Origin of the sequence: Citrobacter sp. Cpo148 (assembly GCF_030332375.1) — a bacterium.
In the GTDB taxonomy this organism is placed as follows: Bacteria; Pseudomonadota; Gammaproteobacteria; order Enterobacterales; family Enterobacteriaceae; genus Citrobacter; species Citrobacter portucalensis.
In genome coordinates this window covers 246,818-261,400 of sequence record NZ_JAOWHY010000048.1, presented here as the reverse complement: position 1 = coordinate 261,400, position 14,583 = coordinate 246,818, and the positions used below count along the sequence as shown (strand labels likewise).

Genomic DNA, 14,583 nt, shown 5'->3' with positions numbered 1-14,583 from the left:
GGATAAGTGCAACGCCATCCGGCATTTTTATTTTCCGCGCAGCCCCTGCGTTCCTTCCAGCACATGTTCAACAAACCGTGTCAGCTTAGGCAACGGACGCAAATCCTGTCGCCACAGCAAATGAATTGGCCGCGGCTGCGGCGTAAACCCTTCCAGGATCCGAATCAATTTCCCCGTAGCCAGTTCTTGCGCCAGCAGCACCTCAGGTTGTAATAACAGCCCAGCCCCCGCTACTGCCGCCATACGCAGGCCATGACCATCGTTACAGCGCAGGATCGCATCGCGCTTCCATCTGAACTCCCCCGTCACGCCAGGCAGTATCCACTCGTTTCGAGCCGTCCACACGGTATGAGACAGGCACAGATGATCCACCAGATCCGCGGGCGTCCGGGGGGTGCCATGACGGGCAAGATAATCTGGCGAAGCACAAATTGCCATACGGTAGGGACACAGGTATTTCGCCACCACGTCAGTCTGATGGATATCGCCAATGCGGATCGCCAGATCGACACCTTCATTCACCAGATCAACCATCCGGTTGGTGAGATCCAGTTCAATACGCACCTCTGGCCAGGTCTGTAAAAACGCAGCGGCCAGCGGCGAGATCACGCAAGCGCCAAAAGAAGTGGGCGCGCTAATGCGCAGCGTCCCCGCAGGTGCCAGCCGCAGACGCTCTACCGAACGTTCGGCTATCGATACCTGCTCCAGCACGCGACGGGCTTCTTCAAAATAGACGCGTCCGGCATCGGTCAGACTCTGGCGGCGCGTATTGCGCTCCAGCAAACGCGTGCCGAGCTGCGCTTCCAGTTGGGTGATATATTTTCCCACCATCACCGCAGACATCTCGAGCCTCGTCGCCGCAGAAGTAAAGCTCCCACTCTCCACCACGGCGACAAACGTTTCCATGCCGCGCAGTTTATCCATATTACAAACCCCTGGTTAGTAATCATCTAACTTTTAGCCAGTTTATCTGATTTCATTTTCATTAAAGAATAGCGGCTCACACTATTGTGGAGGTGGTTATGAAAATCGTCATTATTGGTGCCAGTGGTACAGTGGGTCGCGCAGTTACAGAAGCATTGAGCCGTAAACATGAGGTGGTCCGCGTGGGTCGCACTCAGGGTGATTACCAGGTCGATATCACCTCGCAGGAGAGTGTCGAGGCCTTGTTTGAAAAAGTCGGTCGGGTAGATGCGATCGTTTCCGCCACCGGTAATCTGTTCTTTGGGCCGCTGTCGACCATGACCGACCAGGACTTTAATCAGGGGCTTCAGGATAAGCTATTAGGCCAGATACGCCTGGCATTAACCGGGCAGCATTTCCTGAATGATGGCGGATCGATAACGTTAATTAGCGGCATTATCGCCCACGAGCCCATCGCCCAGGGGACAAACGCCGCAACGATCAATGCCGGGCTGGAAGGATTTGTTCGCGCCGCGGCCTGTGAACTGGGCCATGGTCAACGCATTAACCTGATAAGTCCGACCGTGCTGAGTGAGTCCGCCGAAGCTTACGACAGTTTCTTCCCGGGCTTTGAAAGCGTGCCAGCCACCACCGTCGCCAACGCCTACCGCCGCAGTGTGGAAGGCATCCAAACCGGGCGTATTTATAAAGTCGGTTACTGACTTTGCCGCTGCCGTTGACACATCACCAGCGGCAGCGTGATTAACCCACTGTTTTAAAATACTTTATCTTTTTCCTCGCATTAACCCACACCCTTCATAATGTTAAATAATTGTTGCTTTTGATCACAAATAATAAACAAACAAGCTCATTCTGTGCGCGTTTTTCAAAAATGTAGATATTTTTAATTTATGGCTACGAAACGAGCTGCGCCATATCTCCCTGACAATCTACTGAGAGGAACGATTTGATGAACGCACTGACTGCCGTAAAACCGAACGCTGAAGATCCAGCCCAGCACTACAGCGGTTTCACGCTGAAACCGTCAGCCCAATCCCCACGCCTGCTGGAGCTGACTTTTTCTGCTGAGACCACTGAGCAATTTCTGCAGGCCGTCGCGCAGTGGCCGGTTCAGGCGCTGGAATACAAATCCTTCTTGCGCTTCAAAGTGAGCAAGATCCTCGACGACCTGTGCGGCAATCAGTTACAGCCCCTGCTGCTGAAAACCCTGCTCGATCGTGCCGAAGGCGCACTGCTAATCAATGCCGTTGGCGTAGATGACGTGGCGCAGGCGGAAGAGATGGTCAAGCTGGCAACGGCGGTAGCGCACCTCATCGGACGCTCTAATTTTGATGCGATGAGCGGTCAATATTACGCTCGTTTTGTGGTGAAAAACGTCGATAACTCAGACAGCTATCTGCGCCAGCCTCACCGAGTGATGGAATTGCACAACGACGGAACCTACCTCGAAGAAATCACCGATTACGTGCTGATGATGAAGATCGACGAGCAGAACATGACCGGCGGTAACTCGCTGCTGCTGCACCTCGACGACTGGGAGCATCTGGATCAGTACTTTACCCATCCTCTGGCACGTCGCGCCATGCGCTTTGCCGCACCGCCAAGCAAAAACGTCAGTCAGGAAGTGTTCCATCCGGTATTTGACGTTGACCAGCAGGGCCGCCCGGTAATGCGCTACATCGACCAGTTCGTCCAGCCAAAAGACTATGAAGAAGGCGTCTGGCTGAGCGACCTGTCCGATGCGCTGGAAACCAGCAAGAGCATTATTTCCGTTCCGGTTTCAGTGGGTAAATTCCTGCTGATCAACAACCTGTTCTGGCTGCACGGGCGCGATCGTTTCACTTCGCATCCGGACTTGCGCCGCGAACTGATGCGCCAGCGTGGTTATTTTGCGTACGCGACCAACCACTACCAGACCCATCAGTAAGCGCGAAGGAAAAGCGGATGTATGATTTTGTGATTATTGGCGGCGGCATTATCGGCATGTCGACCGCCATGCAACTGATTGATGTCTATCCGGACGCCAAAATCGCGCTACTGGAAAAAGAGTCTGGCCCGGCCTGCCACCAGACGGGCCACAACAGCGGCGTCATTCATGCCGGGGTCTATTACACCCCCGGCAGCCTGAAGGCACAGTTTTGCCTGGCCGGAAATCGCGCCACAAAAGCCTTTTGCGACCAAAACGGCATCCGCTACGACGTCTGCGGAAAAATGCTGGTTGCCACCTCCGCTCTGGAAATGGAGCGCATGCGCGCGCTTTGGGATCGCACCGCCGCTAACGGTCTGGAGCGCGAATGGCTGAATGCGCAGGAACTTCGCGAGCGTGAACCCAATATCACCGGACTGGGCGGCATTTTTGTCCCGTCGAGCGGGATTGTCAGCTACCGCGAAGTCACCGCCGCGATGGCGAAGATTTTCCAGGCCAAAGGCGGTGAAATTATTTACAACGCCGAGGTCAGCGCGCTGAAAGAGCATGCTGCAGGCGTGATTGTCCGTACCCGTCAGGGCCAGGAATATGAAGGCGCGACGCTGATTAGCTGTTCTGGCCTGATGGCGGACCGACTGGTAAAAATGCTCGGCGTTGAACCTGGCTTTATCATCTGTCCGTTCCGGGGCGAATATTTCCGCCTGGCGCCAGAACATAATCAGATAGTTAACCATTTGATCTACCCCATCCCCGACCCGGCGATGCCGTTTCTCGGCGTTCATTTGACCCGGATGATTGACGGCAGCGTCACCGTCGGCCCCAACGCGGTACTGGCATTTAAACGTGAAGGCTATCGTAAACGTGACTTCTCGCTCAGCGATACGCTGGAGATCCTCGGCTCTTCTGGTATTCGCCGCGTGCTGCAAAACAACCTGCGCTCAGGGCTTGGTGAAATGAAGAATTCGCTGTGCAAAAGCGGTTATCTGCGGCTGGTACAAAAGTACTGCCCGAGCCTGACGCTTAAGGATCTGCAACCTTGGCCTGCGGGCGTACGGGCACAGGCGGTGTCACCTGATGGCAAGCTTATCGACGATTTTCTGTTTGTCACCACGCCACGCTCAATTCACACCTGTAACGCCCCTTCTCCGGCAGCAACGTCGGCAATCCCTATCGGCGCACATATTGTCAGCAAAGTTCATGCGCTGCTGGAGAACCAGAGTAACCCCGGACGCACGCTGCGTGCGGCACGTAGCGTGGAGACATTACACGCCGCATTTACCCGTTAAACCGATTAAGACAGGAAGCAATCATGCAACTTAACGATCCAACATTATTTCGCCAGCAGGCACTAATCAACGGCAACTGGCGTGACGCCAACAGCGGCGAGACCATCGCAGTGACCAATCCCGCCAACGGTCAGCAATTGGGTAGCGTACCTAAAATGGGGGCAGATGAAACCCGCGAAGCGATTAACGCCGCTAACCGCGCCCTGCCGGCCTGGCGTGCGCTGACCGCCAAAGAGCGAGCCAATATCCTGCGCCGCTGGTTCAACCTGATGATTGAGCATCAGGACGATCTCGCCCGCTTGATGACCCTGGAACAGGGTAAACCGCTGGCGGAGGCCAAAGGCGAAATCACCTATGCAGCCTCATTTATTGAGTGGTTTGCCGAAGAGGGCAAACGCATCTATGGCGATACGATCCCTGGCCATCAGGCCGATAAGCGTCTGATCGTCATCAAGCAGCCGATCGGCGTTACCGCCGCAATTACGCCGTGGAATTTCCCCTCAGCGATGATCACCCGTAAAGCCGGTCCGGCGCTGGCAGCAGGCTGTACGATGGTGCTTAAACCCGCCAGCCAGACCCCTTACTCCGCACTGGCGCTGGCGGAACTGGCTAATCGCGCCGGGATCCCGGCTGGCGTTTTCAGCGTGGTGACTGGTTCTGCGAGCGCAGTCGGCAACGAGCTAACAGGCAACCCGCTGGTACGCAAGCTGTCATTTACCGGCTCGACCGAAATCGGCCGTCAGTTAATGCAGCAGTGCGCCAAAGACATCAAAAAGGTATCGCTGGAGCTGGGCGGCAATGCGCCATTTATCGTCTTTGACGATGCCGATCTCGATAAAGCCGTGGAAGGTGCGCTGGCATCGAAGTTCCGTAACGCCGGGCAAACCTGCGTCTGCGCCAATCGCCTGTACGTACAGGACGGCGTGTATGAGCGTTTTGCTGAAAAACTCCAGCAGGCGGTGAGCAAGCTGCATCTCGGCGATGGTCTGCAACCTGACGTCACCACCGGACCGCTGATCGACGAGAAAGCGGTTGCCAAAGTGCAGGAACACATCGCCGACGCTCTGGATAAAGGCGCACGCATTATCGCGGGCGGTAAACCTCATGCACTCGGCGGTAACTTCTTCCAGCCCACCATTCTGGTAGATGTGCCTGATAACGCGAAGGTCGCCAAAGAAGAAACCTTCGGCCCGCTGGCTCCGCTGTTTCGTTTTAAAGACGAAGCTGACGTCATCGCTCAGGCCAACGACACCGAGTTTGGTCTGGCCGCCTATTTCTACGCCCGTGATTTAAGCCGCGTCTTCCGCGTTGGCGAAGCGCTGGAGTACGGCATCGTCGGGATTAACACCGGCATTATCTCCAACGAAGTCGCCCCGTTTGGGGGGATAAAAGCCTCCGGTCTTGGCCGTGAAGGATCGAAATACGGCATCGAAGACTACTTAGAAATCAAATATATGTGCATCGGCCTTTAATAAAACAAATACTGGAGAACACCTGATGAGCACCAACAAAGAACTTATGCAACGTCGCAGCAACGCCGTTCCCCGTGGCGTAGGCCAGATCCACCCTATTTTTGCCGAGCGGGCAGAAAACTGTCGGGTCTGGGACGTTGAAGGCCGTGAATTCCTCGACTTTGCTGGCGGTATTGCGGTGCTGAACACCGGTCACCTGCATCCGCAGATCGTCTCTGCGGTAGAAGCGCAGTTGAAAAAGCTGTCCCATACCTGTTTCCAGGTGCTGGCCTATGAGCCGTACCTGGAGCTGTGTGAAATCATGAATAAGAAAGTGCCGGGTGATTTCGCCAAGAAAACCCTGCTGGTGACCACCGGTTCTGAAGCGGTGGAAAACGCAGTGAAAATCGCCCGTGCCGCCACCAAGCGTACGGGGACTATCGCCTTTAGTGGCGCTTACCACGGTCGTACCCACTACACCCTGTCACTGACCGGGAAAGTCAATCCGTACTCCGCCGGAATGGGGCTGATGCCGGGCCACGTGTATCGCGCGCTTTATCCTTGCCCGCTGCACGGCATCAGTGAAGATGATGCTATCGCCAGCATTCACCGCATTTTCAAAAACGATGCCGCGCCAGAAGACGTCGCCGCCATCGTGATTGAACCCGTTCAGGGTGAAGGCGGCTTTTACGCGGCATCTCCTTCCTTTATGCAACGGCTGCGCGCCATTTGTGACGAACACGGGATCATGCTGATTGCCGATGAAGTACAGAGCGGTGCAGGCCGTACCGGTACGCTGTTTGCCATGGAGCAGATGGGCGTTGCACCCGATCTCACCACCTTCGCCAAATCCATCGCCGGAGGCTTCCCGCTGGCGGGCGTGACCGGACGCGCCGAAGTCATGGACGCAATCCCACCGGGCGGCCTGGGCGGTACCTATGCCGGTAACCCAATTGCCTGCGCCGCCGCGCTGGCGGTACTGAACATTTTCGAGCAGGAAAATCTGTTGCAAAAAGCCAACGAGCTGGGACAAACCCTGCGCGAAGGCCTGCTGGCTATCGCGGAAACCCATCGCGAGATTGGCGACGTACGCGGGCTTGGCGCGATGATTGCTATCGAACTGTTCGAAAACGACGACCACACGAAACCAGACGCCAAACTGACTGCGGAAGTGGTGGCGCGTGCACGCGAGAAAGGACTGATCCTGCTCTCCTGCGGACCTTACTACAACGTGCTGCGCATTCTTGTCCCGCTGACCATTGAAGATGCGCAAATCCGCCAGGGACTGGACATTATCGCCCAGTGTTTTGCCGAGGCAAAGCAGAGTTAAGCCCCCGAATAAAAACGGGAAATTGTAGGCCGGATAAAGCGCAAGCGCTGCCATCCGGCAATGTTGTGATGCCCGGTGGCGCTACGCTTACCGGGCCTACAGGTAAGGTGCAGGAAGCGACGTCAATAACAATAACGAGGTTTAAAGATGGGGCAAGTGTCACAATCACATGATTTAGGGGGCGGGCTGAAATCACGCCACGTCACCATGCTGTCTATTGCCGGGGTAATCGGCGCAAGTCTGTTCGTCGGTTCAAGTGTGGCGATTGCAGAAGCCGGTCCCGCAGTATTATTAGCCTATCTGTTCGCCGGATTGCTGGTGGTGATGATTATGCGCATGCTGGCCGAAATGGCCGTTGCCACCCCGGATACCGGTTCTTTTTCCACTTACGCCGATAAGGCCATTGGCCCGTGGGCGGGTTACACCATCGGCTGGTTGTACTGGTGGTTCTGGGTGTTAGTTATCCCTCTGGAAGCGAATATTGCCGCCATCATTCTGCACTCCTGGGTACCGGGCATTCCTATCTGGCTGTTTTCTCTGGTTATCACGCTGGCGTTAACTGGCAGTAACTTGCTGAGCGTTAAAAATTACGGTGAATTCGAGTTCTGGCTGGCGCTGTGCAAAGTGATTGCCATTCTGGCGTTTATTACCCTCGGTGCGGCGGCGATTAGCGGTTTCTACCCTTATGCCGATGTTAGCGGAGTTTCACGCCTGTGGGATCAGGGCGGCTTTATGCCCAACGGTTTTGGCGCCGTGATCAGCGCGATGTTAATCACCATGTTCTCCTTTATGGGCGCAGAGATAGTTACCATCGCCGCCGCCGAATCCGATACCCCGGATAAACATATCGTTCGCGCCACCAACTCGGTTATCTGGCGTATCTCTATCTTCTATCTGTGCTCTATTTTTGTGGTGGTGGCGCTGATCCCGTGGAACATGCCGGGCCTGAAAGAAGTCGGTTCTTACCGCTCGGTGCTGGAGCTACTGCATATCCCGCACGCGAAATTGATCATGGACTGCGTCATTTTGCTGTCGGTGACCAGCTGTCTTAACTCCGCGCTGTATACGTCATCGCGTATGCTCTACTCCCTGAGCCGCCGTGGCGATGCCCCCGCCTTTATGGGTAAAACGAACCGCAGCAAAACACCTTATGTGGCGGTATTACTGTCGACAGGTGCTGCGTTCCTCACCGTCATCGTCAACTATTACGCCCCGGCCAAGGTGTTTAAATTCCTGATCGACAGCTCCGGTGCCATCGCGCTGCTGGTGTATCTGGTCATTGCCGTTTCTCAACTGCGGATGCGCAAAATCCTGCTGGCGCGAGGCGGTGAAATTAAACTGAAAATGTGGCTCTATCCGTGGCTTACCTGGCTGGTCATCGCGTTTATTATCTTTGTGCTGGTGGTCATGCTGTTTCGCCCGGCCCAACAGCTGGAAGTTATCTCTACCGGGTTGTTAGCCATAGGAATTATTTGCACCGTGCCCATTATGTCACGCTGGAAAAAACTGCTATCGTGGCAAAAAGCACCATTGCAAAATACGCATTAAACCTGTTCCCGGCGCAGGCCGGGAAATCCTTTCAGGAGTATGACCATGACCGCCATTCCCCAACCGACGGCCATTGATGGATACCGCTGGCTGAAGAACGACATCATCCGCGGTGTGTATCAGCCTGATGAAAAACTGCGTATGAGTCTGCTAACCTCACGCTATGAGCTAGGCGTGGGACCGCTGCGCGAAGCGCTTTCGCAGTTAGTTGCCGAGCGGTTAGTGACAGTGGTTAATCAGAAAGGGTATCGTGTCGCCCCGATGTCAGAGCAGGAGTTGCTCGATATTTTCGATGCCCGCGCCAATATGGAAGCCATGCTGGTCGCGCTGGCCATTGAACGCGGCGACGACGCCTGGGAAGCTGAAATTCTGGCGCGCGCGCATATGCTCAGTAAGCTTGAAGCCATTGACGCCAGCGAACAGATGCTCGACGAGTGGGATCAGCGCCATCAGGCATTTCACTCGGCGATTGTCGCTGGCTGTGGTTCACAATATCTGCTGCAAATGCGCGAACGGCTGTTCTCTCTGGCGGCGCGCTACCGGTTTATCTGGCTACGTAAAACGGTGCTGTCGGTTGAAATGCTGGAAGACAAACACGATCAGCACAAGACGCTGATTGAAGCGATTCTGGCACGTGATGCCGCGCGCGCCAGCGAATTAATGCGCCAGCATTTGCTGACGCCGATTCCGATTATTCAACAGGCTATGTCCGGTAAATTACTGACGCAATAAGCCTGAATAACATTACTGTTCCGGAATACGTAAAACCTGCCCAGGATAGATTTTATCCGGGCTTTTTAGCATTGGTTTATTCGCTTCAAATATCTGGTTATATAGGTTGGCATTACCGTAAACCTGTTTGGCAATAGCGCTCAGGGTATCCCCAGATTTCACGGTATAAAACTGGCTTTCGCTCGCGGGTGCAGAGGTTTTAACCTGATCATCTACGCTGGCGATACCAGAGATATTACCAATCGCGATCAGAATTTTTTCTTTTGCTTCCTGACTTAATCCATCACCAGAAACCGTGGCTTTGCCTTCGTTAATTTGCACGTCCACTTTATCCGCATCAGGGATGCCGGTTTTGTTCAGGTGTTCCTGCACTTTTTTTGCCAGATCGGCTGTGTCATGGTTTCCAGTGACCGCATCCCACAGTTTTTCACCTGCGTCTTTTACGAAATTGAAGAGTCCCATATCCACCTCGGTAATTAACAATCAACACCCAAAAGTGTAGCAGAGGAGAAAGGGACACAAAGAAAACGGCGCCGAAGCGCCGTAGTAGAAAGGAATTAATTACGCGTCTGTATCCAGAAGGCATGGATCAAACCAGGAATGTAGCCCAGCAGCGTCAGAACGATATTGAGGATAAATGCCCAGCCGAATCCCTTCCCCAGCAGCACGCCAAGCGGGGGCAGAATAATAGTAAAAACGATTCTCCAGAAACCCATACACACTCCCTACAAGCAAAAATTAATCATTGTTTAAAAAGAGATTTTATCTCTAAGAGTAGCCATTCTACCCAACTCTGCCAGTATTCCGCGGCTGTTTTACCCTCCTTTACGCTCTTTACGCTGGCGTACGTTGGTTACTTATTTTAGAATACGCTTAATTTAGATAATGCTTAAATACATATGACTGAACTTGAACAACTCCAGGCCAGCGCTGAACAGGCTGCCGCCCTGCTAAAAGCGATGAGTAACCCGAAACGGTTGCTGATTTTGTGCATGCTCTGTGGTTCACCCGGTACCAGCGCGGGTGAGTTAGCCCGTGTTACCGGCCTTAGTCCTTCCGCCACATCCCAGCATCTGGCGCGTATGCGTGAAGAAGGTCTGATAGAAAGCCAGCGCGATGCCCAGCGCATCCTCTACTCCATTAAAAATGCGGCCGTGAATTCGCTGATCGCCACATTAAAAACACTGTATTGCCCATAAGGAGCCATCATGACTATTGGGACGATTTCCCCACACGAGGCGCAGACACTGGTCGCGCAGGGTGCAAAACTGATTGATATCCGCGATGCTGACGAGTATCTGCACGAGCATATTCCTGAGGCTCATCTGGCGCCGTTACCCACGCTTGAGCAAGGATCGCTGCCAGCGAATTTACGCGCCGAGCAGGTGATTTTTCACTGCCAGTCAGGCAAACGTACACAAAATGCGGCAACAAAACTGAGCGTCATCGCCGCACCCGCGCAGGTCTGGTTGCTGGAAGGTGGAATTGACGGCTGGAAAGCCGCAGGTTTGCCGGTGGCGAAAGACAGTTCACAACCGTTACCGCTGATGCGTCAGGTGCAGATAGCCGCAGGCAGCCTTGCCCTACTCGGCGTTATTCTGGGCTATAGCGTTAGCAGCGCCTTCTTCCTGCTGAGCGGTTTTGTGGGCGCCGGGCTGATACTCGCTGGCGTAACCGGCTTTTGCGGTATGGCGCGATTACTGGACATCATGCCCTGGAACCGACGTACTCATTAAGCGGTAATCATTGAAACAGCACTGTACCCGCCGGTTGACGTGATCTATGGTGAGTTCTGCGATAAATGATAAATAAAGGAGCGCAACAATATGTTTAAACCTGGCGATCTGGTTCAACCGCGTATGGGCGGTCCAAAACTGAAGGTTGTTGAAGTCAATGACGATCAAATTGTGGCGGTACAAGCCAGTAATGAAAGCGGTGATAAATTCACGCTGAAAGCAGCTGATGTCACGCGATATACCGAAGAGGGTGATTTCGGCGTTTGCTGAAAATAAGCGGTGAGGATCTCCTCACCGCCTTCGCAATTAGATCAAAAAGTCATCAAGAGATTTACCGGCAGCCAGCGCCTGGGCAATTGGCTTCGGTGTGCGACCTTGTCCGGTCCATGTTTTCGTTTCACCATTGAGATCGATAAAACGATATTTCGCCGGGCGCGGTTGGCGTTTTGTAACTGAACGTGCCGTCGCAGGTGTTATGCTCAGCAGCTCCTCCGGGCTGATCCCGTCTGCCTGCATCTGCGCCAGCAAGGCATTAATTTTTGCCTGCTGTTCTGCACGTTGGCGCTGTAGCTGTTCTTCTTCATCGCGCCGTTCTTTGGTCACTACCCTGAATTTTTCAAGCATATCTTCCAGTACATCAACGGAAAATTCACGAGCCATTGCACGCAGCGAGCGGATATTATTTAAGTTTTTTAACATTGAACTCATATTAACAAAACCTCTTTAACGTAAAACATAAAAACGGTATTACGCTAAATATTGTATGCAACCAATTATTATATTTCCAGTCTAATTTATTCGTTTATCATTAAACAAATAGCCAACTCTGATATTTATAGCATCCATTCTGCTATCGCCCAGACAATATATTCTATTACCCTGATTGCAGCTTTGAATATACCTGCAAGGTATCTCAGCGCGTCACTTAAGAAACAAGCCACGGCATCTCGTGGAACCAACGAGTATACATATTGCACATCAGTCAACATTCAGAAAAGGAGCGCAAAAAATTCAGAAAAACAAGCAACAATAACTCTTTGATCTAAAAAGACTTTAATTAACACAGCAACGAAAACACCAAAACGAACAAAAAACAAACCATTACAGAGCATTTTATCGACAAAAAGATAATAAATAAAAATTTTCAGCTAGTTGCTAGTTATTATCCAGGCAGATATCCTATTAAAGCGCGAAAGCAGCAAGACAAATCACTAGCAGTTAAGGTATTCAAAACCTTTTTTCCCCTTTTTACAAGGAGCATTAACATGTTCTCTCCGCAGTCACGCTTGCGTCATGCAGTAGCAGACACGTTCGCGATGGTTGTTTATTGTTCTGTCGTGAACATGTTGATCGAAATATTCCTTTCTGGAATGAGCTTCGAACAGTCGCTGTATTCCAGATTAGTCGCTATCCCTGTCAACATACTGATCGCGTGGCCATACGGCATGTATCGTGATTTGTTCATGCGCGCGGCCCGTAAAGCCACGCAGGCAGGATGGGCAAAAAATCTGGCGGATGTGCTGGCTTATGTCACCTTCCAGTCGCCGGTGTATGTGATTATTCTGCTGACGGTTGGCGCAGACTGGCATCAGATTACGGCTGCAGTAAGTTCGAACATCGTGGTGTCAATGCTGATGGGCGCTGTCTATGGCTACTTTCTTGATTATTGCCGCCGCTTGTTTAAGGTCAGCAGCTATCATCAGGCTAAAGCCTGACACGCTTCTTCGCGACTGGCACTGCCAGTCGCGTTATTAGTTAGAATTAACGTCGCCAAACAGCCCGCTCAGATAACGTTCAAGCGCAATACGCGAGCTAAAGCCGTGCGGAATACCATAATGCTCATGAGTCTCTCCGGCTAAATACAGCGGGAATTGCTGGTAATGATCGCAAGTTTTAATATCCGTTGCCGGTTCCGCCAGCGAAGAGCTACGTTCTTTCAACGTGGGATGGATAATTAATGCGGTACGTCCCATGCGAGCTTCACGATTAACATACACATAATTTTCGCCACGCCGATAGCCGTACGTTTTCTGCGTCACTACATCAACGGTAAAGCCCACTTTTTCAAGTACGCGCGCCACCTCATCAGGTCGTAAATACATATTATTTTCCTCGTTATCTTTTACTGCGGGCTTACCTTACCTGATTCAGCATTAGCAACGCTTTCAGAAAAGTCCATAAACGAGTGAACACGATGAGACGAATATCTTAAGAACCGTACAGATTTATGTCAGCGCCAACCGCAGTTGGTAGGCCGCCTGTTGCGCCATTTCCGCCGAGCTGATATTGGTAAATGACAGCAATATTCCCCCCTTTCCTTCTGACGTTATTCGCCAGCGGCTTAGCGCCTGAACCGCTAACCCGGCCTGATTCGCTTTGCGCACCAGCGCAATATCATCTCCGTCTACACTCACCACCAGTTGAATCCCACCTTCCTGAGGAATGACGCTAAACCCTTGTTCGGTCAGGGCGTTTTCCATCCATTGTCGTCGTTCGGCATAATGCTGTCGCATACGTTTTAAGTGTCGCCAGAAGTGGCCGTCTCGCATGAAATCCGCCAGCGTTTGCTGCCATAGAACCGGGACGCTACAGGCCGTTAGCGCCGCTTGTTGGCGAAAGCGTTCAACCTGGGTCAGAGGCACCACCAGCCATGCCGTACGCAAAGCCGGAAACATCGATTTGCTGAACGTTCCGGCATAAATCACCCGCTGAGGCGCATCCAGACTTTTTAGCGGCGGCAACGGCTTACCGTGGTAACGAAATTCACTGTCATAGTCATCTTCGATTACCCACGCCTGCGCACGAGTCGCCCACTCCAGCAACTGGTGGCGACGGTCCAAAGACAGTGCTACCCCCAGAGGGCTTTGATGAGCGGGAGTGAGCAGTACAAAACGCGCCTGCGGGTAGTCGCGGATCCCGGCGCTGACATCCAGACCATCGGCATCCACCACTACCGGCATCAACTCAATGCGTTCCTGAGCCACCACGGGCCGGATCAGCGGAAAACCGGGATCTTCGACCCACATTCCCTCACCGGGATGCGCCAGAGCGCGCAGGATTAACGTCATTGATGCCGCATAGCCTGAAGTGATAAAAATCTGCTCTGGCTGGCATTCAATGCTGCGTGAAACGCGCAGATAATCAACAATTGCCTGGCGTAACACCCGTTCGCCACATACATCACCCACCGCCAGATCAAAACGCGTTTGGGTGCGTAAACGCCGTCCCATCACCCGTGCCCAGACTTCACGCGGAAAAAGATCGAGTGCGGGTAATCCCATCTGAAAAGGTTGCGGTCTGGGATTTTCTCCGGCGAAGATGGCAGGCGATGCAGGCACCCTTTCTGGTCGCAGTTGCTCACTGACAAACGTTCCTGCCTGTCCACGCCGCGCGAGCCAGCCTTGCGCCACCAGCTCTGCATAGGCATTTTCCACCGTCGAGCGTGATACTCCCAGCTCCTGGGCCCAGGTCCGGCTGGAGGGCAATCTGGTACCGGGCTTGAGTTCGCCTTTCTCAATTGCGTTTTTTAACTGACGGGCGATTTGCTGATAACGTGGCATTTATGGTCTGCTTTTTTGGTAACAATATGGCTCTCTGTTGCAGTCCATTATAGTGCTACATTGCGGGTCATCCAAACGAGGAGAAATAC

17 protein-coding genes are annotated in these 14,583 nt (G+C 53.0%); 11 read left to right on the top strand and 6 right to left on the bottom strand.

Annotated elements, in window-relative coordinates:
• Positions 1–27: 27 nt before the first annotated feature.
• On the bottom strand, positions 28–924 hold the full coding sequence (locus OGY10_RS19850) for a LysR substrate-binding domain-containing protein (RefSeq protein WP_286577269.1): 897 nt from the start codon (positions 922–924) through the stop codon (positions 28–30).
• Between the two features lie 98 nt (positions 925–1,022).
• Between OGY10_RS19850 and OGY10_RS19845 the strand changes: the two genes are divergently transcribed.
• The 7 genes from OGY10_RS19845 (at position 1,023) to csiR (ending at position 9,198) form a co-directional block, all read left to right on the top strand.
• Positions 1,023–1,625: a short chain dehydrogenase gene (locus tag OGY10_RS19845; RefSeq protein ID WP_197385568.1), complete on the top strand. Its 603-nt coding sequence runs from the start codon at positions 1,023–1,025 to the stop codon at positions 1,623–1,625.
• A 248-nt stretch (positions 1,626–1,873) separates the two neighbouring features.
• On the top strand, positions 1,874–2,851 hold the full coding sequence (glaH, locus tag OGY10_RS19840) for a glutarate dioxygenase GlaH (protein ID WP_153686752.1): 978 nt from the start codon (positions 1,874–1,876) through the stop codon (positions 2,849–2,851).
• Between the two features lie 17 nt (positions 2,852–2,868).
• Positions 2,869–4,137, top strand: a complete 1,269-nt coding sequence (gene lhgD / locus OGY10_RS19835; RefSeq protein ID WP_032944687.1) for an L-2-hydroxyglutarate dehydrogenase — start codon at positions 2,869–2,871, stop codon at positions 4,135–4,137.
• Between the two features lie 23 nt (positions 4,138–4,160).
• Positions 4,161–5,609, top strand: a complete 1,449-nt coding sequence (gene gabD, locus OGY10_RS19830; protein ID WP_267454483.1) for an NADP-dependent succinate-semialdehyde dehydrogenase — start codon at positions 4,161–4,163, stop codon at positions 5,607–5,609.
• Between the two features lie 25 nt (positions 5,610–5,634).
• On the top strand, positions 5,635–6,918 hold the full coding sequence (gene gabT, locus OGY10_RS19825; RefSeq protein WP_286577264.1) for a 4-aminobutyrate--2-oxoglutarate transaminase: 1,284 nt from the start codon (positions 5,635–5,637) through the stop codon (positions 6,916–6,918).
• Between the two features lie 147 nt (positions 6,919–7,065).
• Complete coding sequence (gene gabP, locus OGY10_RS19820) at positions 7,066–8,466, top strand: GABA permease (protein WP_003839698.1); 1,401 nt, start codon at positions 7,066–7,068, stop codon at positions 8,464–8,466.
• Positions 8,467–8,511: 45 nt separating this feature from the next.
• Positions 8,512–9,198, top strand: a complete 687-nt coding sequence (gene csiR / locus OGY10_RS19815) for a DNA-binding transcriptional regulator CsiR (RefSeq protein WP_153752405.1) — start codon at positions 8,512–8,514, stop codon at positions 9,196–9,198.
• Between the two features lie 12 nt (positions 9,199–9,210).
• Here the strand turns inward: csiR and lysM are convergent, their stop codons facing one another.
• Together lysM and OGY10_RS19805 are read right to left on the bottom strand one after the other, a co-directional pair.
• Positions 9,211–9,660, bottom strand: a complete 450-nt coding sequence (gene lysM / locus OGY10_RS19810) for a peptidoglycan-binding protein LysM (RefSeq protein ID WP_003037241.1) — start codon at positions 9,658–9,660, stop codon at positions 9,211–9,213.
• Between the two features lie 95 nt (positions 9,661–9,755).
• Positions 9,756–9,914, bottom strand: a complete 159-nt coding sequence (locus OGY10_RS19805; protein ID WP_003037242.1) for a YqaE/Pmp3 family membrane protein — start codon at positions 9,912–9,914, stop codon at positions 9,756–9,758.
• A 183-nt stretch (positions 9,915–10,097) separates the two neighbouring features.
• Between OGY10_RS19805 and OGY10_RS19800 the strand changes: the two genes are divergently transcribed.
• The 3 genes from OGY10_RS19800 (at position 10,098) to OGY10_RS19790 (ending at position 11,204) form a co-directional block, all read left to right on the top strand.
• Positions 10,098–10,397 carry an ArsR/SmtB family transcription factor gene (locus tag OGY10_RS19800; RefSeq protein ID WP_003037247.1) on the top strand — a complete coding sequence of 100 codons (300 nt, stop codon included), beginning with the start codon at positions 10,098–10,100 and terminating at the stop codon, positions 10,395–10,397.
• Between the two features lie 9 nt (positions 10,398–10,406).
• On the top strand, positions 10,407–10,934 hold the full coding sequence (locus OGY10_RS19795) for a rhodanese family protein (protein WP_286577262.1): 528 nt from the start codon (positions 10,407–10,409) through the stop codon (positions 10,932–10,934).
• A 90-nt stretch (positions 10,935–11,024) separates the two neighbouring features.
• Positions 11,025–11,204: a GDFGVC terminal motif YodC-like protein gene (locus tag OGY10_RS19790; RefSeq protein ID WP_003825999.1), complete on the top strand. Its 180-nt coding sequence runs from the start codon at positions 11,025–11,027 to the stop codon at positions 11,202–11,204.
• Positions 11,205–11,240: 36 nt separating this feature from the next.
• Here the strand turns inward: OGY10_RS19790 and stpA are convergent, their stop codons facing one another.
• Positions 11,241–11,642 carry a DNA-binding protein StpA gene (gene stpA / locus OGY10_RS19785; protein WP_103285678.1) on the bottom strand — a complete coding sequence of 134 codons (402 nt, stop codon included), beginning with the start codon at positions 11,640–11,642 and terminating at the stop codon, positions 11,241–11,243.
• Between the two features lie 557 nt (positions 11,643–12,199).
• Between stpA and alaE the strand changes: the two genes are divergently transcribed.
• Positions 12,200–12,649, top strand: a complete 450-nt coding sequence (alaE, locus tag OGY10_RS19780; RefSeq protein ID WP_003037259.1) for an L-alanine exporter AlaE — start codon at positions 12,200–12,202, stop codon at positions 12,647–12,649.
• Positions 12,650–12,685: 36 nt separating this feature from the next.
• Here the strand turns inward: alaE and OGY10_RS19775 are convergent, their stop codons facing one another.
• Together OGY10_RS19775 and pdxR are read right to left on the bottom strand one after the other, a co-directional pair.
• Positions 12,686–13,036: a DUF2002 family protein gene (locus tag OGY10_RS19775; protein ID WP_003037262.1), complete on the bottom strand. Its 351-nt coding sequence runs from the start codon at positions 13,034–13,036 to the stop codon at positions 12,686–12,688.
• 123 nt (positions 13,037–13,159) lie between these two features.
• On the bottom strand, positions 13,160–14,494 hold the full coding sequence (gene pdxR, locus OGY10_RS19770; RefSeq protein WP_286577261.1) for a MocR-like pyridoxine biosynthesis transcription factor PdxR: 1,335 nt from the start codon (positions 14,492–14,494) through the stop codon (positions 13,160–13,162).
• Positions 14,495–14,583: the final 89 nt, after the last annotated feature.

What these genes read in the sequence shown, in the direction of transcription:
- OGY10_RS19850 (WP_286577269.1), bottom strand. Translation starts at nt 924, where the DNA reads ATGGATAAACTGCGCGGCATGGAAACGTTTGTCGCCGTGGTGGAGAGT.
- OGY10_RS19845 (WP_197385568.1), top strand. Translation starts at nt 1,023, where the DNA reads ATGAAAATCGTCATTATTGGTGCCAGTGGTACAGTGGGTCGCGCAGTT.
- glaH (WP_153686752.1), top strand. Translation starts at nt 1,874, where the DNA reads ATGAACGCACTGACTGCCGTAAAACCGAACGCTGAAGATCCAGCCCAG.
- lhgD (WP_032944687.1), top strand. Translation starts at nt 2,869, where the DNA reads ATGTATGATTTTGTGATTATTGGCGGCGGCATTATCGGCATGTCGACC.
- gabD (WP_267454483.1), top strand. Translation starts at nt 4,161, where the DNA reads ATGCAACTTAACGATCCAACATTATTTCGCCAGCAGGCACTAATCAAC.
- gabT (WP_286577264.1), top strand. Translation starts at nt 5,635, where the DNA reads ATGAGCACCAACAAAGAACTTATGCAACGTCGCAGCAACGCCGTTCCC.
- gabP (WP_003839698.1), top strand. Translation starts at nt 7,066, where the DNA reads ATGGGGCAAGTGTCACAATCACATGATTTAGGGGGCGGGCTGAAATCA.
- csiR (WP_153752405.1), top strand. Translation starts at nt 8,512, where the DNA reads ATGACCGCCATTCCCCAACCGACGGCCATTGATGGATACCGCTGGCTG.
- lysM (WP_003037241.1), bottom strand. Translation starts at nt 9,660, where the DNA reads ATGGGACTCTTCAATTTCGTAAAAGACGCAGGTGAAAAACTGTGGGAT.
- OGY10_RS19805 (WP_003037242.1), bottom strand. Translation starts at nt 9,914, where the DNA reads ATGGGTTTCTGGAGAATCGTTTTTACTATTATTCTGCCCCCGCTTGGC.
- OGY10_RS19800 (WP_003037247.1), top strand. Translation starts at nt 10,098, where the DNA reads ATGACTGAACTTGAACAACTCCAGGCCAGCGCTGAACAGGCTGCCGCC.
- OGY10_RS19795 (WP_286577262.1), top strand. Translation starts at nt 10,407, where the DNA reads ATGACTATTGGGACGATTTCCCCACACGAGGCGCAGACACTGGTCGCG.
- OGY10_RS19790 (WP_003825999.1), top strand. Translation starts at nt 11,025, where the DNA reads ATGTTTAAACCTGGCGATCTGGTTCAACCGCGTATGGGCGGTCCAAAA.
- stpA (WP_103285678.1), bottom strand. Translation starts at nt 11,642, where the DNA reads ATGAGTTCAATGTTAAAAAACTTAAATAATATCCGCTCGCTGCGTGCA.
- alaE (WP_003037259.1), top strand. Translation starts at nt 12,200, where the DNA reads ATGTTCTCTCCGCAGTCACGCTTGCGTCATGCAGTAGCAGACACGTTC.
- OGY10_RS19775 (WP_003037262.1), bottom strand. Translation starts at nt 13,036, where the DNA reads ATGTATTTACGACCTGATGAGGTGGCGCGCGTACTTGAAAAAGTGGGC.
- pdxR (WP_286577261.1), bottom strand. Translation starts at nt 14,494, where the DNA reads ATGCCACGTTATCAGCAAATCGCCCGTCAGTTAAAAAACGCAATTGAG.